The sequence below is a fragment of the Mycoplasma anserisalpingitidis genome, assembly GCF_007859615.1.
Classification (GTDB): Bacteria; Bacillota_I; Bacilli_A; order Mycoplasmatales; family Metamycoplasmataceae; genus Mycoplasmopsis; species Mycoplasmopsis anserisalpingitidis.
Genome location: NZ_CP042295.1, coordinates 50447 through 74596, shown reverse-complemented (window position 1 = coordinate 74596; position 24150 = coordinate 50447). Strand labels below are relative to the sequence as shown.

Below are 24150 nucleotides of genomic sequence, written 5' to 3'. Positions count from 1 at the left end.
AAATATTTTATTTTTAATTACAAAAAAGTCAGATAACAATAACTTTAATAAGGATGTTATTTATTTTGTTGTGAATTATGTATGTAAAACTAAAAAATAAAATGCGAGAATTTAACATTTCGCATTTCTAATCAACAATAATTTTTGCAAATCTTTCTTTTCCGTTAATATCTTTTGTGATTTCCAAGTTATATGCATATTTTAATTCTTCTCAAATGTGCATATGTTGTGGATTTATTTCAAAATAAATTTGCCCGTGTCTTTTAAGAGCTCAAGTAGATCTCGAAAGAATCTCTTTGTAGAAGAAAAAACCATCATTAGGAGCTTTTAATGCAATTGCTGGTTCAAACTTTTCTACAGATTCAGGTAATTCTTCTAAATCAGATAAATATGGAGGATTCGAAATAATTACATCAAATGGTTCTTGAAAGATCATATCCGAAACACCGGAAAATAAATTGCTTAATCTTATGTCAATATCAACTTTATTTGTTTGTGCGTTGATTGTTGTTTGTAAAACAGCATTATTATCAACATCGACAGCCACAATTTTCAAGTCAGGACGGTGTTTTTTAAGAGCGATTGAAATAAAACCAGAACCACAACCAATTTCTAAAACCTTAGAATTTTGTGGAATTTCTTTTATAGCTTTTAAAACTAATTCTTCAGTTTCGTATCTAGGAATTAATACATTAAAATCTAGAAAAATTTTAACGTCTGCTAATTCAACAAAACCCATAATTTTTTGAACAGGCATTCCTAGATCAAGTTTTCTTTGTTCTTCATCAGAAATAACTTGTTCAAGTCCATATCTTCTTTTTTCAAGAAGTAAGTCTTCTCTTGTTGGCATTTTATAAACCCGCTTCCTTGATTTTCTCATTTTGTTCTTCGGTTAATAGTGCATCAATAATTGAGTTAATTTTTCCATCCATTACCGGAGATAAACTAGTTGAGAAACTGATTCTATGATCTGTTACCCTATCTTGTGGATAATTGTACGTTCTTATTTTTTCGCTTCTAGCACCTGAACCAGCTAATTTTCTATATCCAGATTCTTCTTCTAATTTCTTTTGAATTTCTAAATCATAAAGCTTGGATTTAAGAATTCTAAGTGCAATTTCTCTATTTTGAATTTGTGATTTACCTTCTTGACATGAAACAACAATACCAGTTTTAAAGTGTGTAATTCTTACAGCACTATCGGTTGTATTAACTGACTGACCTCCATTACCACTTGAACGGAATACATCAACTCTAATATCTTCAGGCTTAATTTCAATTTCTACATCATCATCTATTTCAGGCATTACTGTAACTGTTGCAGTACTTGTGTGAACTCTTCCTTTGGTCTCAGTAACCGGAACTCTTTGAACTCTGTGCACACCACTTTCAAATTTTAGTTTCGAATATGGTTTCTCACCAGAGACTGAGAAAGTTATTAAAGTGAATCCTCCTGCCTCAGCTGGTGTTGAATCAAGAGTTTTTCATTTGAGATCATTTTGGTCGCATCATTTTGTATACATTCTAAACAAATCACCAGCAAAGATATTAGCTTCATCTCCTCCGGCAGCACCTCTGATTTCAACTATAACATCACGGTTATCATTTTCATCTTTAGGTAAAATTAAAATTTTTAATTCGTCAGTTAATTTAGACATAATCTCTTCAGAACTAGAAATTTCCATTTTAGCTAAGCTAACTAATTCATCATCTTTTTCTTGCAACATCTCTTTTGAAAGAATCAAATTATTTTCAGCTTGTAAATAAGAGTTAAATGCATCAACAATATCTTTAATTGAGTTTATTTCTTTTGTTATTTTGGTGTATTTTTTGATATCAGAAACCACTTCAGGATCAAGAAGTTGTTTTTCCATTTCATCGTGTTTTTCTTTAATCTTTAATAATGAGTTATACATTGTTTGTTCCATAGTTATTTTATTATAACAAAATCATAAATTTTAATATTATAAAATGGTTTTGACCTTGAATATATAAAAAATAGTTTGTTTAAGTATCTAAAAATACTAAGTAAGCTAATTAGTGAATAAACTTTAGATTAATGAAAATGTGAATATTAAATTATTTTATTTATGTGTAATATTTTTTATTCTGATGTTTTTTTATATTATTTTATATAATTAAGAAATGTATGAAATAAATTTAGTTAAACTACCAAGAAAAGTTTTAAGAGAAAAATCATTAGAAGTTCCAATTCCTTTGTCTGATGAGGATATTGAATTAGCAGAAAAAATGATTTATCATGTTGATGATAGTCAAAAACCTAACACTAAATTTAGACCAGCTGTCGGAGTTGCTGCAGTTCAATATGGAATATTAAAAAGAGTATTTTATATCCACGTAAAAGATTATCAAGATAGAACTATTTTTAGAGATGTTTTGTTTAATCCTGTTGTTCTTAATAAAGCTGTAATGCTTAATGCTTTAGCTGAAGGCGAAGGATGTTTAAGTGTTGATGATAGTTGACCTAATCAAGAAGGTTTTATTCATAGAGCAAATAGAATTGTTGTAAAAGCTTATAGTTATTTTCAACAAAAAGAAGTGACTTATGATGTTTCTGACTATGTAGCTATTGTGATGCAACATGAATTAGACCATCTAGATGGTAAATTATTTATTGACCACATTAATAAAAAACACCCTTGAAGAAAAAAAGAAAAATGTAAATATTTATAGAAAGGATTTAAAATGGAAGAATTTATAAATCAACTAAATGGTATTCTAGATTTTAAATATACAACAGCAATTATGGCTGTTTGATTTGTTTTGGTATTGATCTTAGGTTATTTATGAGGATTTAAACGTGGATTGATTGCGAATATAATCAATGTAGTCATTATTTTTGCAGCCTTAGTTGTTGCGGCAATAATTTCTGTATCTCTTAGATCGACAATAGGTAATGCTTTATCTAGTGCTGATGATACAGGAATGTTAAAAGATTCTGGCCTTCTAGACAATATAGTAGGATATTTAGCATTATTTATTCATTTAATTACTTTAATAATTTTTATGATCATTTCCGGTATTATCGGAATGTTTAGAAAAAAACCTAAAAGAACTTTCATGAGACCTTTTTATGGTTTAATCAGTATGGCTGGTTCATTACCTATTGCAGCTTTTTCAACAGCAATAGTTACACCAATCACTAAACATGATAATGGAATGAGCAAATTTGTAAGTGCTTTAAGTATCGGTTTTTCTTTCACTACTGCTAATGGAGCAGAGGGAATTATAGAATCCTTAGCTAAAACTACGGAAAGTATCAATAAAATTAATAGTGATAATCCAGAAGAAAGAAAAGAAGGAGCTCATAATATTCTTAATGATCCTGCTATAGGTAATTTATTAGACAAGTTGATTACTCAAAACAATAAAAAAGAAGAAAACAAACCTATAGAACCCATGCAACCTAACACTTCAGACGGAAGCTCAACAGAAACAACAAATCCAAACCAACCTGCTGAAAAACCATCTGAAGGAGATTCAATTAATAAAATTTTTGAAGAATTAATTGGCGATAACGAAGGTTTAGTTCAAAATCTCAAAAATAACAAAGAAGTTATCGAAGGTCTAAATAAGATAACTGAAATTAATACTAATGAAATAACAACTGAACAAATAAATGAATTTACAGCTGAATTTATAAAAGGTGCTAGAGAAAATTTAGGAAATTCTAAGCAATTAGATGCTTTATTATCGGTTATCGAAGAGGAAGGTTTATCATCATTATCTAACAATGGTGTTAAAATTGTTGAGTTAGGTGTTTCGCTAGTTAAAAGTCAATTAGGAAACGAAAGTAATATTAAATTTGATGAAATTAATGATAAACTAAAAGACATCATTAATAAAGCAGTTGAATTAAAAAATTCAGGAAATTAGTTTAGATTAGCACACATAGTTGTGCTTTTTTTAATTAAAAAATCAACCCCTAAGGTTGAAATTTTAATGATTATGAATTATTTCACGTTTAACATTATTTCAATCAATGCATTCACATGCAAATTTTGAATAATCTGGATCAAGTGAAATATGATCTAAATATTTTGAATAAGTTTTCTTAAATTCAGGATTTAATTTATAAAATACATTAGCACCATTTTTAAATGATTCAACTAATTTTAATTTCCTTAAATACATAAAATGTTTTGAAATATTAGCTTGTTTTTGACCAGTAAGTTCTACAAGTGATTGAACATTACATTCGTTTTCTTCACAAAGGTACAAGTGAATTAGTAACTCTAAATTTATCTTTGAAGAACAAACCTTAAAGAAATCTTCTAATTTAATCAAAATTATTTTTCCTTAGTAATTTTTGAAGAAGTTTTTTTAGAACTGGTTTTTTTAGTTGGTTTTAATGCATTATTTTCTTTATTTTTTGTTGCTTTTTTAACTACTTCAGGTTTGATCAACTCTTTTGTATTAGCATCTTCCTCTTTTTCCTCATCACTAAAGTATAGTGCTCATTCTTTAGATAATTCATTAATATCTTTAGAAGTGTTTTCATTGTAGAAATCATCAGAAAGATTTAATGCAATTTCTTCATCATCATTATTTCTAGTGAAATTATTTGCTCCATAATTTGAATTAATGAATTGCAATATTTTGCTATCTTCATAACATTTCATTTCGCTGTTTTTAACGATTGCTCAATTAATGATATTTACTAATTTAACATCATAATTTTTAGATTTCAAGAATTTATATTTATCCTTAAATTCAATAAAATTATTTACGTTTTTAACATAACTAAAATCATCAAAAATATAAGCTTTATATGGTTTTTTATCAACTAAGACCATTAAATCAATATTTAATGTTCCAACAGAGTAATTTTGAACTAATTCAACATTAGTTTTATTTCTTGTAACCTTGTCAATGTCATTAACTACAATTTCTGAAATGTTATTTTCATAACTGGTTAGAGTTGAATTTTTACCACGATTAATAGCGATTTTTACAAAATCACGTCTTTCTTGATCTGTTTTTTCTAGGAACTCTAATCAAAGTCTGAAAATCATTGTATCGGTACTGTTTGTGTTGTTTGAAATATCTGTTGATTTAATTGTTTTAATAACAATCATTTTGTCTTTTGCACGAGAAATAGCAACATTTAATGCGTTCATACCACCTGTACGACCAACATATGTTGAGAAAATTTTAGCTGTTTTATCGTAAGCCACCGTAGCTACAACTAAATCAGCCTCGTCACCTTGGATATTTTCAAGATTTCTTATCATAAGACGATTTTCTCGCATCGCCATTTCAAGATCAGGATATTTCTGAATAATTAAGTTGGTAATATAATCACCTTGCTTAGCATTAAATGAAAGTAAAATGATTTTTTTATAATTATCTATGTTTTCTTTGAGAATCTCTATAGCTTTGTTAGCTTCTACGATATTTTTGTTGTCTTCTCATTTACCATTTACTTGAATAACTTCTATAGCGTCTTCATCATTAGCACCAGCAACATCGACTACGTCAAGTTGTGATTTATAAAAGTGTTTTGACGAGAAAGTCATTAATGAAGCGTGGTTAGCACGATAGTTTTTGTCAAGTAAAATTTTAAATACACCTAAACTTAGTGCATAATCAAGAAGTGATTCAACATTTCCAAAAATTGTGTCATCACTACTTCTTACACCGAATCAGTTAGTTGGACGCATTTGATTTTCATCACCAGAAAGAATTTTTGTTTTACCTAAATAAAGTAATGGTAAACCTTTCTCGATAAAAATCTGTGATGATTCATCAAGAATAACATAATCAAACTCGCCTTTTTCTCAAATACTTAAGTCAGTGTCGGGAGTAGTAATTACAACAGGAATGATTTTCTTAATAATTCTTCCATAATTTTTAATGAATTTGTGCGGGTCCATATTTGCTAATCTAATTGTTGCAGCAAATTCCTTATACATTTGTAAATCTTCCGGACTAAAACGAGTAATTTTTCTTATTGTGTTAATTGTCATGATTTTTTTGATATTTTCAATTTCAGTTAACTCATTACGATCATAATCAGGTTGTCTGCTTGAAATTGATTCAACTCATTCTAGTTGTTCATATGAAACTGAAGCTGTTTTAATAAAGAAATCACTAATTTGACCTGAGTAATTACGTGGTAATAAGTTTTCGATTTCTTTAGCTCGTTTTCTTAATTGTCTATAGTGTTTAAAGTTCTCAGGATTTGTATATCTAGTAAAAGCATTTGATTTGTCATTCAATCTCATGAATTCTTTTTTTCATGGACCGAATTCAGTTAAATCTATAGTTCCGCTTTGTGAAACACTATGAGGCATTTCAACATTTTTAGCTAAAATTCTTAAATTATCATAATCAGTTTTATTTAGTCCTGTTTCACTTAAATTTGTTGCAGATTCTTTAGTGTTTGAACTCAATGCTTTATAACAATTAGACATTAAAAATCTATATGTATCAAGAATTTTATCAACCGATTGACTTTTATTTATATCTTTAGTAATTTCAATTCATTTTAATTCATCATCTTGAATTATTTGGTTACCACCAGCTGGAAGAGATTTAAATTCACTAAAATACTCTAAATAATCAATAAATGCTTGAAGAGGTTCATAAAAACTTCTTTTGCTAAAATCTTTACTTGTTAGTAAACATAAACAGAACATTCTAAGATCTTGTAAACGGTTTCTAATAACTTCAAGAGCTGCTTTTTTTTGTGAAGCAACTAAAGCGGTTCTTCCAACAAAAAGAATATTAGCAAGTAAGTTAACAATAGTTTGAGATTTACCAGTACCAGGTGGACCTCAAATAACTGTATCTTGGATTAGCGATGATAAAATAGCTCTGTCTTGTGAGAAATTTGTTTTAGTGATGTTGAATAATTTTGGTTTATCTGTGAAAATTTGTTTATCCAATTTTTTAGCATATGCAGATTTAAGAAAATCAATGTTAAAGATTTTATCAATTTCATCATTATCAATAATTTCTTTCATTCTCTTTCTTGAATATCCACCACCAGGTAAAAATATACCTAAAACCATACCAGTATGGAATTGGATGGTTTTATTATTAATGTTGTCTGGATTCTTTTTCTCAAAAGGAGTTACTATACTTTCTGGAAGTGGGAAAACATTATTTCAGTCTCTACTTAGTCTAAAGATTATTTGTTCAATAGACATTCCTGAATAATCAAATGTTATATTGATATTAAAACCAGCATTATTAAGAATAAACACAAGTTTTTCATTTAATTTAACATTTTTGTGAACAATTAAAAAAGGTCTACCATTTTTAAATTCAATACTTACTTCATGAAAAAATAAGGGTGCATAAATTTTCTTATCTTCAATAGAAACTGAAACATATAAGAAACCAAGGTGCATTGGTCAAATATTAGTTTCATCTAAAACAGAAAGAGCTTTTCTTTCAAGAATTTTTCATTTCAATGCAGATTTTTGAATGTCTACTCTAATTTTTTCAATTAATTTTGGTTTAGTATTTTCAAAATTAGAAAATAATTGTGATTTAATGTTATCACTTAATTCAAGGTCGTTATTTTTAAAAAGTTCAAGCATCAAACTTGGTTCTTCAATGTTTTCAGCAGCTTTTCTAACTCTTGATAAGTTAGATTCAATAAATGGCAATTCGATTTTAGCCCCACTTGAAGAACTAACTCTTACTAAAGCACTAAAGTATTCTCTACCAAAAACTTTGTAAAAATCATAGAAATGATTTGTATTAAGAGATGTAAAAACTGAAGGGTCATTCTGAGTTACTTCGAGTAAATTATCTAAAATTGCAGCATATCTTTGATTAGGGTTTTTTACAAAACTGTTTGATTGATTCATATTATTTACCTCTTAATGATTCTAATTCTTCTTTTACAGCTAAAGTGTATTCATTTAAAATAATTGAAATTTTTTTAGAATTTAACATAATCCCACTAACTTTACCTATTTTTTTAATATTTTCAATTTGTATTTCTTCAGGATTTATTATTTCTAAAACCAATCTTGAACTTGTATTTGAGATACTTTTTATATTATTTTTACCAATATATTCAAGCAATTTATGCACATTAATACCACTTTTTTTGGATTGATAAATTGTGTTATCTTGATTTTTTGATTCTTTAGTTCATTTTATTCAAATAAATCCAAGAGTTATAATGCTTAAAAAAATAACTTTTAACTTCATCTTAAAATTCATATATTAATTATATTATTTAAAATAATTAGCAAAAGTATTTAAAATAATATAAAATGGAAAAATAAGAACGAATTCCAATTAATTCATTTTTAAACTTAGCAAATATTTAAGCAAATAATGAATTTAGCAAAAATAAACAATCTAGTAAATACTTCATTTATAAAAAAACACAACCATTGATTAGTTGTGATAAAAATAGAGTTTAAAACTTGTAATTACTAATTTGACTTAAAACATTTTCATCTTCTTCGAAATGTTTAAACTCTTTTTTTGATTTAATAGTTCAAATATTAAGTGGTAATTTAAATGACGATATTAATTCTTTATTTCTTTTATAAAGTTTTGCTCAAGGGTGTAAATAATCAACTGTGTCAAGAATTTCTTGTTTTGAAATTTCTTCTATTTGACTTTTTTTTCAAAATAGGAATCCTAATTTTCATTTAGGATTTATTTTTTTAAGTTTTCTTAGACTATTAAAATTGAAGGAACTAAAAACTAATTTATCTTCAATATTTGGGTATTGTAAACATAAATCATTGATTCTTTGTTCAATATTATCATATTCAATAACATCAGTTTTAATTTCAATATTAATCATTTTAAATGTCTCAACATAGGCATATAAATCCAAAAATTCTTTCAATGTTAATAATTTTTGTTTTGGAGTTGCAATCTTAAAAAATGAAGAGTAGTCAAGATTTTCAACTTTTTTGTAATTTGTGTTTAGTATCTTAAAATCTTCTTTTGCTGTTCTTAATGTACTTTCATCATGTATCACTACTAATTCTCCATCTTTAGTTTGATGAACATCCATTTCAACACCATCAAAACCAAAAATAAGTGCTGCATCAAAGGCTAGTTTTGTATTTTCTGGTGCAACTGCTGAATAACCTCTGTGTCCTAAAATCAATTGTTTTTTCATTTTATTACCTCTTATCTTTTTAGTGAAAACTACTTAATACTATTAAGAACTTCTCTTAATTTTTCAAAGTTTATTTGTTCACCTACTTGTTCTTTGATTTCAGAATATACTACTTTATTTTCTTTATCTAAAACAAAAATAGATCTTCCTAATAATTGCAATTCGTCAATTAATAGTCCAGATTTTTTAGCAAAATTTTTATTTCTATAGTCTGAATACATCTTAATTGAACCAGTAGGATGCATTGATTTATATGAATTTAATGCAGACGGTAAGTCTACAGAAATACCAATATAATCAAATTCTGGATATTCTGAAGTTATTTTAGATAATTCTAATACTTGAAAATCACAAACACTAGTATCAACTGATGGATATGTTGTTAAAATTTTGTATTTTTCTTTATCGAATTCAACAGTTTGTCCAGCAAAACTTCCAGCTGGATATAAATCACTAATATTATTAAGAGAATCACCTACTTTTAATTGTTCTCCAAATAAAGTCACCTCTAAATCTTTAAAAAATATTTTTTTCATATTAATCCTTTCTTATAAAACTTATAAATATTTCACCAACTTTTTCAAATCCTAATGAATAATATAATTTACCAGCATTTGGATTATCGAAAAATAAAATTGGAATTTTGTTATTTTTTATTATTCAGTTACACAATCCCATTAATGAGTCTTTTGCATAACCTTTATTTCTATATTCGTTTAAAGTGTAAACACCTCCAATCATAGCTGCGTTTTTTGTTGAACAAGTTACAGCTGCGTGAGAAATTATTTTATCAAATTCTCTAACAATAAATGGTACATAAAAATTTTGGTCAAATTGTTTGGTCATAATTTCAACACTTGTTTGACTTTCATCAATGGTAGTAAATTCTTTAATTTGTTTTCTTCCTTCGATTATCAGTTCAATTTCATCGCGTTCAGCCATTCTTGATAACAATCCATACTGTTTAGTTCAAGTTGGTTTATCTAAAATTAATAGCTCTTCCATTGAATTTCTAGCTTTAAGATTTAATAAATCCAAAGTATTTTGAACAGATCTTACATTGTTCTTTTGGTAAATGATATTTCTTATTTTATGTGTTTTAATTACTTGAGCAATCTCTTTTTCACTAATCAGCGAATCTTCATCAACTAAAATCAAGGTTCCTAGAAAAACAAACGCTATTGCTCTTATTTTATTTTCTACCCTGATAATATAGGTTTTGGTTGTTTCACTTAAAATACCAAATTGTTCAATATCACCAATCACAAAGAAATTATGATAAGGTTTTTTATTAGCTAAAGCTAAAATTTCATCCTTACTATTTTCATCAGCTAATTCTAATTTGAATGATTGTTTATTTTCAAATTTAATATGACAATAAGCTCCTTTGTTTTTTTCAAGATAATCTTGGTGATATTCCTCAGCAAGATAGTAATTTTTAAGTTCTAAAACTTCAGTTGCAAGTTCTTTATTATAATTTTTGGCAATTTTATCTACAACTTGTTTAATAACTTGCTCGTCTTTAGAATCAATAAAATAAATTCCATTTCTGTATTGAGTACCGACATCTTCGCCTTGCTTGTTTAACTCAGTTGGATCAATAACTTCAAGTAATTTTTCAGTAATTTCTCTAAGTGAAATTACATTTTCATCATAGAATATTTCAACTGCTTCAACTGCACCGGTTTTCTGTGATTTAACTTCTTGATAAGTTGGATTTTTTGTTTTTGAATTCGCATAACCTACTGTTGAATTTATAACACCTTTTATGGTGTTAAAGTATGCTTGAACGCCCCAAAAACAACCTCCAGCTAAATATATTTTTTTCATAACTATCCTTTCTTAAATACATCTTTAATATTCTTTTCTTTTCAAAAACCTTCTTCTTTATTTTTGGATTCACTCTCAATTAACAATAATTTTTTATGATATTCTTTTTCAAAATCAGTTTTTGTATAATAAACACTTTTTGGATTTGAACTTATATAATGAACTCTGGCTAGACCTGATTCTACTAATTTTAAGTTTAAATCTTCATTATTTCTTGAATAAATTACTCCTAGAGTTCTCTCGTATTTATCAAGTCCAAGATCCTTGAGTTTAATTATTCTTTGATTGCTTCAAATCATATCTTTCAATTCATCTCTTGCTTTAATTGCATAGTAATTTTCAAGTCGTGCTAGACTATCTTTATTATCACTTCCATCTGAGTAGATTTTATAAGTTTCAGGTGTATCAATACCATATAATCTAACTCTTACCTGTTTATCATCCTTATCAATGATTATTGTGTCCCCATCAATAACATTAATTACATAATATTCATTTCCATACTCGACTTTATCTTTGTTTTTGCCTACCTCAGTGTTATTTTTAACTTCAATTCCACATGAAGCACTAACAAAAATGAAACTAAACGAGCTTAATGAACTCATTCATAAAAATAAACGTTTTAATTTCTTCATGTCAATCCCAGTAATATTGTATATTAAAAAATATCATTTTTGAAAAAAAGTTGAAAAAAGAACTAAAATGAATTAAAAATGAACTTTTTTGGAAAGAATGTGGAAAATTAAAATAAAAAATAGGCAAAATGCCTATCACCATACTAAGCTTTATTATTTGAGCCAAATTCGTGAATTTTGTCTCTAACAGTTTGACACATAGCTTCATAACCAGATTTTAATAATTTACGTGGATCAAAGTTTTTACCTTTAAGATCTTCACCAGATTCAATGTATGCACGTAAAGCTTTGTGGTTAGCTTGTTGTAATTCTGTGTTAACATTAATTTTTGTAACACCTTCACTGATAGCTCTTTTGATTTGATCGCTTGGAATACCACTTCCACCATGTAATACAATACCGATTCCAGCAGCTTTAGAAATTTCTTGTAAAGTTTCAAAACTTAATGATTTTCATGATGCTGGGTAAGGTCCATGAATGTTTCCAATACCAGCTGCTAAAACATCGATTCCTAAAGCAGCCATTTCTTTAGCTTGTTTTGGATCAGCTAATTCACCATTTCCAACAATACCGTCTTCTTCACCACCAATTGTTCCGATTTCGGCTTCAACTGACATATTGTGTTTTTTAGCTAATTCAACTAATTCTTTAGTTTTAGCGTAGTTTTCTTCATATGGTAAGTGTGAACCATCAAACATTAATGATGTATATCCAGCTTCAACAGCTTTTTTTGCTCCTTCATATGAACCGTGGTCTAAGTGTAAAGCAACAGGAACAGTAATTTTTAAGTCTTCAACAAGTCCTTTAACCATTCCAACAACAACATTAAATCCACCCATGTATTTTAATGCACCTTCACTTGTAGCAACAATAACAGGTGATTTTTCAGCTTCAGCTGTTAATAAAACCGCTTTAGCTCATTCAAGGTTATTAATGTTAATGTGAGGAATTGCATATTTACCTTCTTTTGCTTTTCTAAGCATTTCTTTAGCGTTAACTAATGCCATAAAATATTCCCTTTCTTTTTAGCAAACTATAATTACTTATTTGATGGACTTCAAGTACCATTATTATTACGAATGAAACGTCCGTCAACTGTTAATAAACGATATAATTCACCTATTTTCTTTTCTCTTAATTTTACATATGGTAAATCATCATTAACTAAATTTTGAATTCAATATCCTCTTAATTCATCTTCAACAACATCAAAGATCTCATTAAATTCAAAAGCACTTTCATGTTCTTTGTTGTAAACAAAATCAATCGCAATATCTAACATTGTTCTCATAGTCGCTCCTTTAATTTTTTTAATTATAAAATAATTTTATATTTATTTAATTGTATCAATATTTAATTTTTTTAATTAGTGGAAATGTTGCTTACTTTTTTTATTTTTAATTTGTTTTAATAAAGCTGGTACAAACATAATTAAGATCATCAAAATTAATATAAAAATGGAAATGATATAGCCATTTATTTTTGAGCTCAATATATTTGTATCAATGTTTAGTGAATTGTTATTTATCTGGTAAATATATAGTGATAAATCAACAAAAACACTAACTAAATTCGCTAAGATAGCAAAATAAATTATAAATACAATGAAGTAATTCATAAATTTAAGTATTTTTTTGTTTTTGTCTAAACTTTTTGCATAACCATAACATGCAGTTGCAATAAAACCAAAAATTATCAAGCTTATTCAATCACTAAGTAAATTAGCAAAATTATAAACATTCGACATTCCACTTCCGTAATTATCAAAGAACTCATCCGCAGTTTTTGGGTATAAAAGTGAACCGATTACAAATAAAATAATAACTGCAGGAATAATTATAAGTGAATAAATTACGCCAACAATTGGTTTTTTTGGATTGATTTTATAGATAAATTTATCTCAAAATGGAATTTCTTTTTCTTTTATTAATTCTTCAATAAATCGTGGAATTAGAATACAAAAACCATTTACAATTCCTAAAACACCTATTCCTATAAAAATATTGATCAATCCAAAAATTCATCCAAGATTTTTTTCAGCTAAAAAATCTAAATATTCCTTAAAATCCCCTCGACCATTTAAACTCATTGAAATTGCCATAATTAAGTGAATTACAGTCACTATCGTAAGACCAAAAAGAAGAATTTTAGGTGTAGATTCAGGTTTTTTTAAATCTTTTTCAATACCAGTGGAAACGTAAAAACCATCATAAGCAAAGAAAATTCCAGCTCAAGAAAGACATACTCCCAAACCAGGAATAAAACTATAAGAATGCAATGTATTTTTGATATCAAAATTATATTTAGGAAGATAATTTATATCAATTTCATTTCTTTTTTCAAAAAAGAAAACCAGAGCTATTACAATCGACATTAAAATTGCAATTAGTTTTATAACTAAAGTAATTGTATTTTGGATATTAGCTATTTTAATGCTTAATCCAGCACTTAGAATTAGATATGCAACAATAATTAAAAGCAAAATCATTCAGATCAATCAATCGAAATTAGTGTTAAAACTAGGTGAAATATTGAAAGCTATAAGACCATCTTGAATTGACATTAATGCAAAAAGCGGCATGAAAAAGTATGTCAGGGTTAAATTGATATAAAAAGCAAAATTTTTACTCATTTGATATGTCATTCAACTATTAAATGTCTTAGATCAACCAACAAAACTTAACTCACCTTTAGATTTAGCAGAAATTCCAACAAGTGAAAAACTCATCATAATGATTATAACTGAGGCGATTGCTCATGAAATTCCACTCATTATAACACTTGAGTTATTGAAATCCAAAACCGCTTTAGACTTAAAAAAGATTCCAGCACCAATGCTTGAACCAATTACAAGAAGCATTCCAAAAATAAAGTTTAACTTTTTAGGTTCTTTCCTATTTGAATTCATTTTACATTTGTTCTGGTGCAGATACACCAAGTAATTTTAAGCTGTTATATAAAATTTCCTTAACTGCCTTAACTACAGTCATTAATGAAGCTTCATTTTCACTACCTAAAATTTTTGTATTTGAATAAAAACTATTAAAAGCACTAGCTAAGTTCATAACATAACTACTTAAAAGTTGAACTTTTTTAGTTTGTGCAACACTTCTTAAAACATCAGGTAAGATGTCTAATTGGATAATTAATTTTCTTGTCTTTTCATCGAATTTTGTATCAATAGCATCAAAATTATTGTTGTTATATTTTTTAATTAATGAGCAAGCTCTTGAATGTGCATATTGAACACCAAAAACTGGGTTATTAATGTCTTTTTGATTTGCTTTATCTATATCAAAGTCAAATTTAGTATTTGCATCTCTAGTAAGCATTGTGAATCTCACAGCATCATTGCTACTTGCCTCGAGTAAATCAGCTAAAGTAACGCTTGTTCCAGCACGTTTGGACATTTTAAATTCGCTTCCATCTTTAAGCAATCTTACTAGTTGCACAACTAAAATTTCCATATCTTTTTTATCATAACCTAAACATTGAAGTGCGATTTCCATTCTATTTATATAACCACTGTGGTCAGCACCTCAAACATTAATTAATTTATTAGCTCTTTGAAGTTTATCGTTATGATATGCAATATCGGGTGTAAAATAAGTTAAACTACCATCTGATTTGATTAAAACACGGTCTTTATCATCCCCAAAATCGCTTGTTTTAAGGAATGTTGCTCCCTCTTTTTGATAAATATAATTTTTTAATTTTTCATAAATTGGTTCAATTTTATTTTTATTATATATATCATCTAATTCACTTGTAAATACATCGAAACTTACGTTTAGTTCACTTAAATGTTCTCTAATTTTGTCTAATAATTTAGAAATACAGATTTGTCTAAATTTCTTAATTTTTAAATCAAAATCATTTAAAAATTCATCTCCATATTCATTTTTAATTTCGCCGGCAAGCCAAATAATATCTAAACCACGGTAACAATCTTCTGGCATTTGCATTTCTACATCAAAGAGATTAAAGTATCTTACTTTAGTTGATTCAATTAAAACATTAATTTGATTTCCTGCGTCATTAACATAATATTCAGCAGTAACATTAAAACCAACATGTCTAAGAATTCTTACTAAAGTATCACCAATGATAGCACCTCTAGCATGTCCAACGTGAAGAAATCCAGTTGGATTTGCTGAAACAAATTCAACGATGTATTTGTCTTTAACATCAAAAAGTTTTGTTCCATAATTGTTTTTACTATCGATCACATTATTCAAAACATTTAAAAACGCTTTATTGGATAAAACAATATTTATAAAACCTGGTCTAGCAACATCAACACATTCAATTAATTCATTAGAAATTAATTTTTGTTGGATTAATTCTGCTAATTCCATTGGATTTTTAGATGAAAATCTTTTTACAACCATAGCAATATTTGTTGCATAATTGTATTTAGTTTGTTCATCTTTTTGGATGTTGGGTTCAGCTAAAGTGAAATTTAGTTCAGCTAAATTCAACTCGTTAGACACAACATTTTCATTCTGAAAATCAGCAATAATATTGATTAAAATTTCTTTAATTTTAGCGTTGATATTGATCATTTTTTACCTCTTTTAAATATATTTTTTATATTTTAACTTATTTTATTCTTTTTTATATAAAATATATATGTTATGCAAAAAATATATGTTTGTGGACCTACTGTTTATAACTCAGTACATATCGGAAATATTCGCCCAATTTTAACTTTTGATATTATAATTAGGGCTGGAAAGAAAATTGGTGAACAATTTTATTTTGTACATAATATCACTGATATTGATGACAAGATCATAAAAAGAGCAATTGAAGAAAAAGTAAGTGAAACTGTGATATCTTCTAAGTATGCAAGTGAATATATTGAATTGCTCAAAAAATTCAATATTGTTTCAGTTGATAAATTTGAATATGTAACCGATAATCTTGATTTGATTAATGAATATATAGAAAAATTAGTTGACACTAAAAATGCTTATCTAGATAAATATAACAATGTTTACTTTGATGTTGAAAAAAATAAAAATCACTATGGTTCTATATCAAATCAAAATATAGAAAAAATGCAATTTGAAGATGAAAATAACATAAACAACAAAAATAATCCAGCTGATTTTGCATTATGAAAAAAAACTGATTTAGGTATTAAGTACAATTCAAAATTTGGAAAAGGTAGACCTGGTTGACACACAGAATGTTGTGTACTAATTTACAAACACTTTGGAAGTGAAGGTGTTGATATTCATGGTGGTGGAATTGAACTTATTTTCCCTCATCATGAAAATGAAAACATTCAACATCATTCACTATTCAAAAGGGATCTTGCTAAGAAATGAATTAGAACAGGGATGTTAAAAATTAATGGTGAAAAAATGTCTAAATCATTAAATAATTTCATTTTAGCTTCTGAGTTTTTAGACAAATACAGATCGGATATTTATCGTATGATGATTTTAAATACACAAATTGCCGGTGATTTAGATTTCAATGATGAAACAATTCATAATTCAAAAGTAATATTAAATAAATTTAGAAAAATTTTGTTTAGCTATCATGTAAACAGTAATCAAACAGATGGAAGTGTTCAAAAACAAATTGCAGAAGAAATTTTTAATGATATTTATAACAATAATTTTGCAATCGCAACAAGAAAAATAAATGAATTAATTAAAAATATTAATAAACAAAATAATACTAATGACGTGTTGACATTAATTGAAATTTTCAAAACTTTAGGATTTGATACAGAGATTGAAAATTTAGATTTTTATAAAAATATTTATTTTAGTTGAAAAGAAAAATTAGCTCAAAAAAATTATAATGAAGCCGATAAATTAAGAGAAGTTTTATACACAAATGAATTAATCTAATTTTGCTAGTATAAAAAATTTTTAGGAGAGAACAAAAATGAATAAACAAGACAATAAATTTAACAAGCCTAAAAATAAAAAAGAACTCAAAAAAACTCCTAATATGTCAAAATTATTAGTGTGTGGTAAAAACTCTGTTTTGGATGCTATAAATAATGGCTGACCAATTAAAAAAGTTTGACTACAAAATAATAAAAATGAGGAGTTGCTAGTTGAAAGAAATATTAAATACCAAGTGGTTGATAAACAAACTTTAGATTTATTGACAAGCGAAAATCATCAAGGTTTTATTGCTGAATTAAATGAATTTAATTATTCTAATTATGATGAATTAATTAAAGATAAACCTAACTTAATATTAATTTTAGACCATATACAAGATCCGCATAATTTTGGGGCGATAATTCGTACTGCTAATGCAGCCGGTGTTAAACACGTTATTATCCCAAAAGATAGAAGTGTTGAAGTTAATTCTACAGCTCTTAAAACGTCTTCAGGTGGTTTTATAAATATGAAAATATTTAGAGTTAATAGCATTCAATCCACAATTGAGAAACTTAAAAATGATGGCTTTTGAATTTATGTTTCAGCATTAGAACAAAACTCTGTATCATACAATGATATCGAGTACAATATACCAACTGCTTTAGTTGTTGGTAATGAAGGAAGTGGTTCTTCAAAAACAACTATAAAGCAAGCTGATCAGTTAATTCATATTAATCAATATGGAACGGTACAATCATTGAATGTTTCAGTTGCCACAGGTATTTTGCTTTTTGAAATTGTAAAAAAACAAAATGGATAAAAACAACAAAAATTCAATACACATAAAAATATTGGAATACTTTAATTTAACCAACATCAATAAGATTAGTGATAGTTTTTTAATAAACTTTTTAGAGAAAAAGTATAAAAAACTCATAATAAAAAATATAAACTTATGAAGTATAAAATTCTTCTTTATTTCAAAATATAAGGAATATTTATTAAGTGAAATTGTATATTCAGTTTACTTAAAAATTATCGAAAGTAAAGAATTAAATATTGAGAATGTTGAACAATATATAATGGGAGCTGTTAAATATTCTTCGCTAAGTTGTATCAAGAAATATATTAAAAAACAAAGTCTTTTTGAAGAATCTTTAATTCCAATGAAAAATAATGGTGATATCAAAGATTTTTCAACAACACAAGAAATTAATTTTGAATTATCAAAACTGGATTTCAAAAGTTTTTTAAAATCATTAAATGAAGTTGAAAAGAAGTTCGTTAGAGAGGATGAAGAAATTGATTTGTATTCTTCATTCAAAAGAAACTTAATAATTGAAGGAATTCAATTTAAATATAATAACTATTTGAGTTAATTTTTATTTAAAAAGGTAAAATTGTAATGTTATTATAAAAGAAGGGAATGAAATGATTAAAAATATACAAAAAGAGAAATTGACTAACGTTTTAACTCTTAAAGCAGTTTTCAAAGGTGATGAATTACCTAAAAATCTTGAACAAAAAAAATCAGTAGTTACAAACTACTTTTCAGATGATTTAGCTTATGTTTATTTAGATGAAAAATCTAAATTAGACTTTAAAACAGTAAACGATTTTGCTAAAAAAATCGCTTTATCAAGTACTGTTGAAACACAAATTGATTTAGATACTTTTGTTACAGAACAATTAAGCATTTCTGAAGTAGTTAGAGCTTTTGTTGGTGGAATTAACTTTGTTAGAGCAGAACTTTGAAATGCTAAGACAAATAAAAAAGATGAAGAAGTTAAATTACACTTAGTTTCATTAGCAAATGAATCTGAATATTCTGCTGAATTAAATAAAACATTAGTGTTATCAGAATACCTAAACTTCACAAGAGAACTTCAAATCACACCTCCAAATATCTGTAATTCTGAATGAATGGCTGATAAAGTATTTGAAAAATTATCACAAAACAAGAACTTAAAAATTACAGTATTAAATAAAAAACAAATAGAAGAACAAAAAATGGGATTATTACTTTCTGTAAATAGAGGAAGTGTTTATGAACCAAGGGTTGTTGTTGTTGAATATAATGGAAATCCAGAATCAAACGAAAAAACAGTTTATGTCGGAAAAGGAATAACATTTGATTCAGGTGGATATAGTTTAAAACCTGGTAGAAGTATGTTAGGAATGAAATTCGACATGTCAGGAGCTGCTATCGTTGGTAATGCTCTTGGTGCTATCGCAGAATTACAACCTAAAGTTAATGTTGCTGCTGTTTTATGTATCACTGATAACAGAGTTAATGGAGATGCTTCATTACCTGATTCAGTTTGAACAAGTATGAATGGAAAAAGTGTTGAAATTAACAACACTGATGCCGAAGGTCGTTTAGTTATGGCTGATGGTTTAACATATGCTGTAAGAAATTTGAAAGCTACAAGATTAGTTGATGTTGCTACATTAACTGGTGCTATTGTTGTTGCTTTAGGTTCAACATATACAGGGGTTTGAACAACAACTGAACAAGCTTGAGATGAATTGAGTAAAGCTGCTCAACAACAAAATGAATTAGTTTGAAGAATGCCTCTTGATGAAGAATTTGCAAGAGAAATCAGAAACTCACATGTTGCTGACTTAAAAAACACAGATCTTTCAGGAGCTGGAGCTGGTTCTTCAAGTGCTGCTATGTTCTTAAAAGAATTCACTGAAAATGTTGAGTACATTCACTTAGATATTGCTGGTACAGCTGATATTGGTGGAAGACCTTTTGCACCTATGATGAAAACTTTAGTTCAATTAGCATTAAATAAATCAAATTAATACACAAAACACTACATAAGTAGTGTTTTTTAATCTTTTGTTATTAAATTTTAATCATTACATAAAAATTTAAAATAAAAAAATGGCGATCACGAGAGGATTCGAACCTCCGACAACAAGCTTAGAAGGCTCGTGCTCTATCCAGCTGAGCTACGCGACCACGCATTAATATTGTAGCACATTTTTTTAATATGCGAATAATTAAATAAACTTTATTAAAATTGTGTTTTTTTGCTCAAAAAAATGCGTTAAATTGCACTTTTTTAATTATTCATTAAGTAATTTCTTAATTTCTTGATCATAAATTGGTTTATTATCAACTCAAGGTGTTTCTAAAATAATAGGAATATTATAAAAATCAGGATCATGAACAATTTTATACAAAGTATCGAAACCAATCTTACCTTTTCCAATATTTTCGTGTCTATCTTTATGAGAATTTAAATCATTTTTAGAATCATTTAAGTGAATGACCTTGATATATTTGTATACGCCAGAATTTTTCAACTCGTTTTTAAAATTATCATAATCTTGTAAATTATATCCAGCATCTCAAACATGGCAAGTATCTAAGCAAACTTGTACTCTTTCATCATTAACATTTTCTATTAAATACATTATTTGTTCATAATTAATTCCAATCTCACTACCTTTACCAGACATTGTTTCTATGCAAATAACAACATCTTTAGTTTTTGAAATTATGTATTTTAAACTTGCAACAAGGGTATCTAATGATGTTTTTGGATCAAAAGTTGTGTAAGCTCCAGGATGCAATACAAGATATTTTGCACCAATCAAATTCATTCTCTCTATTTCTTGAATCAAAAAATCAACAGCGAATTTATACTTTTCTGGATTTGCGGCATTCGTTATATAAGGAGCATGAACAATAATATCTTCTGGTTTGATCAATTCTTTAAAGAATTGATTATATTTTTCAATTAAATATTTTTCTGGACTGACTCTTTTTGTAGTTTGAGGTGCTCCTAAATATATCATCATACAATTAGCTTTGTTAGCCAAACTTTCTTCAACTGCACCAACAAGATAATTTGGTGACTTAAATGAAATATGACTTCCTAGTTTTATCATTTTTTCTCCTTTAATAAAATAAAAAACAGTTTAATAAAAGATAAACTGTTACTTTTGAATTATAGATGGTTTAATTAATTTAGATGTTGGAGTTTTATTGATGTTATGAACTCATAGAATATTTTCAATTTCAATACCTATATTAGCATAGTCAATAAATATTTTTGATCTATATGAATTCATATGGTCATAAATTGACTGGTAACCAATATCTGTTAATCTAAGTGATTTATCTCCTAAAACACTAAGAGCGATAAATAATTCATGTGTTGAACATACAATATTTGAAATATTGTTTTTTCTTGTGTGTTTATTAAAATTGTTAATAGCAACTTTATCTCTTGAATTTAAATCCACAATTTCATATTGAATTTTTAGTTCATTGCATGCATGTTTGAATCCAGCAATTCTGTCATCTGAAGTAGATTTGTTTAATTTTGGGTCATTTACAAATACCATTTTTTGATTGTCAATTACTGAATTATAGAATTTGTGTGTTAAAAGATAAAAAGCGTGTGTTTCATCAATTTTTACTCAACATAAATCATCAACATCATATCCAAAAATTACGATTGATGTATCTTCAATAGTTTTGATAAACTCAATTAATTCTTCATTAATTTCAGGTAAAAATAAAACTATTGAATTCGGTCTTCAAGAAAGCACAAATCTAACTGTTTCAATATATTCTTTTACTCCTTTTTCAGAGTAAGTTATATTAACTTTTCTTTTATGGATTCTAGCTGCTTGAATAATACCATTACAAATGTCTTTTACACTATTTTGAGGTCATTCAGGTATAATTACAAAAATAGAATTGTCTCTTCCTCTAATTAATCTTGCTCCATGGTTTGGGTAATACTCAAATTGTTTGACTACTTTATCAATTCTTTCTTTTGTTTTTTTAGAAACATAACCATTGTTATAATATCTACTAACTGTTGAAATGGAAACTTGCGCCATTTTCGAAATATCTTTGTAAGAAATTGTTTTCATAAATATATGATACCATAAAATGAAAATTAATTTCCACATTTTGCATTATTTTTTCATTTAAAACGTTAAATTATTGCGATATCAATTATTTTCTTTAATTATTCATAATTTCATATATAATAACATAGCCATTAGAACAATAACCCAGTAACTTGGTCAGGGCGTAATTGCAGCAGCCACATCAGGAAGTGTTGTGTCTAGTGGTCTTTTATAAAAAATAAAAAAAATCTAAAAAATATTTTTGAAAAATAAATTTTAGTGTTATAATTAGTTAGCAATAAACGCGAGTGTAGTTTAATGGCAGAACTTCAGCCTTCCAAGCTGACTATGAGGGTTCGATTCCCTTCACTCGCTCCATTTCTAGGAAGCTAGACCGAAATGAAGATAATTTCTTCATTTTTTATTATTTTTACTAATTTTAGAAAAATAAACAACTTAAAAAAAGAAATTATTATATAATTACACAAGTACTATTTTAAATATATTTAAAAAGGAGTAAAAAATGCCTAGAGAAGGTTTTACATTCCAATGCACAGAGTGCAAAATGGAAAATTACATTAGCAAAAAAAATAAAAAAGCTCACCCAGAAAAAGTTGAGTTAAAAAAACACTGCTCAAAATGTAATGCACACACAACACACAAAGAAAAGAAATAATTAGAGCTCTGCTCTTTTTTATTTTTAAATTAATTTATAATTTAATTTAGTTAAGGAGAAAAATGAATAGAAGTAAATTAGAACAATTATTTGAAACTAAAAAAATCGACGCTTATGTTTCTGAAGCACCACAAACTAGATTATGATATGCTGGTGTTCAAACAACTGATGGTGTTATCATTATTGAAAGAAACAAAGCTTATTTATTTGTTGATGGTAGATATATTGAATATGTTTCAAAAAATGCTAAAAATGTAGAAGTTAAATTAATGGTTGGGACAACCTTAAGAGACTTTTTTGAACAAAAACAATATAAACATGTTGCTTATGATGAAAACTATTTAACTAAAGCAACAGAAAATTGATTAAATAAATTAATTAATCCAGAAAAAGTAACTTGAATTAATGCACAGCAATTGAGAATCAATAAGAGTGAGCATGAATTAGAACTAATGCAAAAAACTATTGATATTTCGTTAAAATCTTACGAACAACTTATGCAATGAGTTCAACCAGGGATGACTGAAAAAGAAGTTGCTGCCAAATTAAATTACCTTCTTAAATTAAACGGTGCTGAAAAGGAAAGTTTTGATGAAATTATAGCTGCCGGAGCTTCATCCGCTGAACCACATCACCATCCTACTGATAAAAAATTAGAGTTTGGTTCATTACTAAAAGTTGATTTTGGTGCCTTATATAAAGGATACTCAGCAGACATTACAAGAACTTCAATTCTTGGTGGTGAAGAAAATGTTAAAGATCCTAAAATGTTAGAAATTCTAAACATTGTTAAAGAAGCTGCTAGACTTGGTAGAGCGCATGTAAAACCTGGAATTAAAGCATCAGAAGTTGATAAAGTATGTAGAGATTACATTGAATCTAAGGGATATGGAAAATATTTTGTTCACTCAACTGGACATGGATTAGGAATTGATGTTCATGAACTGCCAAGCGTTTCAAAATTATCTGAAACAATACTTGAACCTGGAATGATTATTACAGTTGAACCTGGAATTTACATTGAAGGTCTTGGTGGAGCTAGAATTGAAGATGATGTTTTAGTAACAGAAACTGGACATTATGTTTTTTCTAGACCTGATGAAAAATAATAACACAAGTTATAAGCTTGCTTATAACTTTCATTTT

Annotated in this window: 23 protein-coding genes and 2 tRNA genes; 9 read left to right on the top strand and 16 right to left on the bottom strand. The window is 27.1% G+C overall.

The window, feature by feature from the left end:
* Window positions 1–127: 127 nt before the first annotated feature.
* Window positions 128–850: a peptide chain release factor N(5)-glutamine methyltransferase gene (locus FRW55_RS00365; RefSeq protein WP_146367781.1), complete on the bottom strand. Its 723-nt coding sequence runs from the start codon at window positions 848–850 to the stop codon at window positions 128–130.
* A gap of 1 nt (window position 851) precedes the next feature.
* Window positions 852–1928: a peptide chain release factor 1 gene (prfA, locus tag FRW55_RS00360; protein ID WP_146367780.1), complete on the bottom strand. Its 1077-nt coding sequence runs from the start codon at window positions 1926–1928 to the stop codon at window positions 852–854.
* 217 nt (window positions 1929–2145) lie between these two features.
* On the opposite strand from prfA, the gene def reads away from it, so the two are divergent.
* Window positions 2146–2694 (top strand): peptide deformylase, encoded by a 549-nt coding sequence (gene def / locus FRW55_RS00355; RefSeq protein ID WP_146368258.1) that lies wholly within the window; start codon window positions 2146–2148, stop codon window positions 2692–2694.
* Between the two features lie 12 nt (window positions 2695–2706).
* The gene (locus FRW55_RS00350) at window positions 2707–3897 is read left to right on the top strand and encodes a hypothetical protein (protein ID WP_146368257.1); all 1191 of its coding nucleotides are present in this window, start codon (window positions 2707–2709) and stop codon (window positions 3895–3897) included.
* Window positions 3898–3960: 63 nt separating this feature from the next.
* On the opposite strand, the gene FRW55_RS00345 is transcribed toward FRW55_RS00350, so the two are convergent.
* The 11 genes from FRW55_RS00345 to argS form a co-directional block, all read right to left on the bottom strand.
* Entirely contained in the window at window positions 3961–4308 is a 348-nt protein-coding gene (locus FRW55_RS00345) for an ArsR family transcriptional regulator (RefSeq protein WP_146367777.1), read from the bottom strand.
* Between the two features lie 2 nt (window positions 4309–4310).
* The gene (locus FRW55_RS00340; protein ID WP_146368256.1) at window positions 4311–7844 is read right to left on the bottom strand and encodes an AAA domain-containing protein; all 3534 of its coding nucleotides are present in this window, start codon (window positions 7842–7844) and stop codon (window positions 4311–4313) included.
* Window position 7845: 1 nt separating this feature from the next.
* A complete protein-coding gene (locus FRW55_RS00335; protein ID WP_146368255.1) occupies window positions 7846–8205 on the bottom strand; it encodes a PTS sugar transporter subunit IIB in 360 nt (119 codons plus the stop codon).
* A 202-nt stretch (window positions 8206–8407) separates the two neighbouring features.
* Complete coding sequence (locus tag FRW55_RS00330; RefSeq protein WP_146368254.1) at window positions 8408–9127, bottom strand: glycerophosphodiester phosphodiesterase family protein; 720 nt, start codon at window positions 9125–9127, stop codon at window positions 8408–8410.
* Window positions 9128–9156: 29 nt separating this feature from the next.
* Complete coding sequence (locus tag FRW55_RS00325; RefSeq protein WP_146368253.1) at window positions 9157–9663, bottom strand: redoxin domain-containing protein; 507 nt, start codon at window positions 9661–9663, stop codon at window positions 9157–9159.
* Window position 9664: 1 nt separating this feature from the next.
* Window positions 9665–10957: a peptide-methionine (S)-S-oxide reductase MsrA gene (gene msrA / locus FRW55_RS04195; RefSeq protein WP_146368252.1), complete on the bottom strand. Its 1293-nt coding sequence runs from the start codon at window positions 10955–10957 to the stop codon at window positions 9665–9667.
* 2 nt (window positions 10958–10959) lie between these two features.
* Window positions 10960–11592, bottom strand: coding sequence for a thermonuclease family protein (locus tag FRW55_RS00315; RefSeq protein ID WP_146368251.1), 633 nt, complete (start codon window positions 11590–11592; stop codon window positions 10960–10962).
* 143 nt (window positions 11593–11735) lie between these two features.
* On the bottom strand, window positions 11736–12599 hold the full coding sequence (gene fba, locus FRW55_RS00310; protein ID WP_146367770.1) for a class II fructose-1,6-bisphosphate aldolase: 864 nt from the start codon (window positions 12597–12599) through the stop codon (window positions 11736–11738).
* A gap of 32 nt (window positions 12600–12631) precedes the next feature.
* Window positions 12632–12883, bottom strand: coding sequence for a DNA-directed RNA polymerase subunit delta (gene rpoE, locus FRW55_RS00305; RefSeq protein WP_146367769.1), 252 nt, complete (start codon window positions 12881–12883; stop codon window positions 12632–12634).
* Window positions 12884–12958: 75 nt separating this feature from the next.
* Entirely contained in the window at window positions 12959–14500 is a 1542-nt protein-coding gene (locus tag FRW55_RS00300; RefSeq protein ID WP_146368250.1) for an amino acid permease, read from the bottom strand.
* A gap of 1 nt (window position 14501) precedes the next feature.
* The gene (gene argS, locus FRW55_RS00295; protein WP_146368249.1) at window positions 14502–16157 is read right to left on the bottom strand and encodes an arginine--tRNA ligase; all 1656 of its coding nucleotides are present in this window, start codon (window positions 16155–16157) and stop codon (window positions 14502–14504) included.
* 72 nt (window positions 16158–16229) lie between these two features.
* Here argS and cysS point away from each other — a divergent pair, with 72 nt between their 5' ends.
* Genes cysS through FRW55_RS00275 form a run of 4 tightly spaced genes read left to right on the top strand, consistent with a single transcriptional unit; the run spans window position 16230 to window position 20258 of the window.
* On the top strand, window positions 16230–17462 hold the full coding sequence (cysS, locus tag FRW55_RS00290; RefSeq protein ID WP_146368248.1) for a cysteine--tRNA ligase: 1233 nt from the start codon (window positions 16230–16232) through the stop codon (window positions 17460–17462).
* 37 nt (window positions 17463–17499) lie between these two features.
* Window positions 17500–18267, top strand: coding sequence for a 23S rRNA (guanosine(2251)-2'-O)-methyltransferase RlmB (rlmB, locus tag FRW55_RS00285; RefSeq protein ID WP_336603150.1), 768 nt, complete (start codon window positions 17500–17502; stop codon window positions 18265–18267).
* Complete coding sequence (locus FRW55_RS00280) at window positions 18260–18826, top strand: hypothetical protein (RefSeq protein WP_146368247.1); 567 nt, start codon at window positions 18260–18262, stop codon at window positions 18824–18826. Before rlmB ends, FRW55_RS00280 begins: the two co-directional genes overlap by 8 nt.
* A 52-nt stretch (window positions 18827–18878) precedes the next feature.
* Window positions 18879–20258 carry a M17 family metallopeptidase gene (locus FRW55_RS00275; RefSeq protein WP_146368246.1) on the top strand — a complete coding sequence of 460 codons (1380 nt, stop codon included), beginning with the start codon at window positions 18879–18881 and terminating at the stop codon, window positions 20256–20258.
* Between the two features lie 83 nt (window positions 20259–20341).
* On the opposite strand, the gene FRW55_RS00270 is transcribed toward FRW55_RS00275, so the two are convergent.
* The 3 genes from FRW55_RS00270 to FRW55_RS00260 form a co-directional block, all read right to left on the bottom strand.
* Window positions 20342–20418 (bottom strand) — tRNA-Arg (locus tag FRW55_RS00270).
* Between the two features lie 107 nt (window positions 20419–20525).
* Window positions 20526–21353, bottom strand: coding sequence for a deoxyribonuclease IV (locus FRW55_RS00265; protein WP_146368245.1), 828 nt, complete (start codon window positions 21351–21353; stop codon window positions 20526–20528).
* A 48-nt stretch (window positions 21354–21401) separates the two neighbouring features.
* Complete coding sequence (locus tag FRW55_RS00260; protein ID WP_146368244.1) at window positions 21402–22349, bottom strand: LacI family DNA-binding transcriptional regulator; 948 nt, start codon at window positions 22347–22349, stop codon at window positions 21402–21404.
* 283 nt (window positions 22350–22632) lie between these two features.
* On the opposite strand from FRW55_RS00260, the gene FRW55_RS00255 reads away from it, so the two are divergent.
* The 3 genes from FRW55_RS00255 to FRW55_RS00245 all read left to right on the top strand — a co-directional run bounded on the left by FRW55_RS00255 (window position 22633) and on the right by FRW55_RS00245 (window position 24113).
* Window positions 22633–22706: transfer RNA gene (locus tag FRW55_RS00255), tRNA-Gly, on the top strand.
* Window positions 22707–22851: 145 nt separating this feature from the next.
* Window positions 22852–23004, top strand: a complete 153-nt coding sequence (gene rpmG, locus FRW55_RS00250; RefSeq protein ID WP_006886739.1) for a 50S ribosomal protein L33 — start codon at window positions 22852–22854, stop codon at window positions 23002–23004.
* A 62-nt stretch (window positions 23005–23066) separates the two neighbouring features.
* Window positions 23067–24113, top strand: a complete 1047-nt coding sequence (locus FRW55_RS00245) for an aminopeptidase P family protein (RefSeq protein ID WP_146368243.1) — start codon at window positions 23067–23069, stop codon at window positions 24111–24113.
* The last annotated feature ends 37 nt before the right edge of the window (window positions 24114–24150 follow it).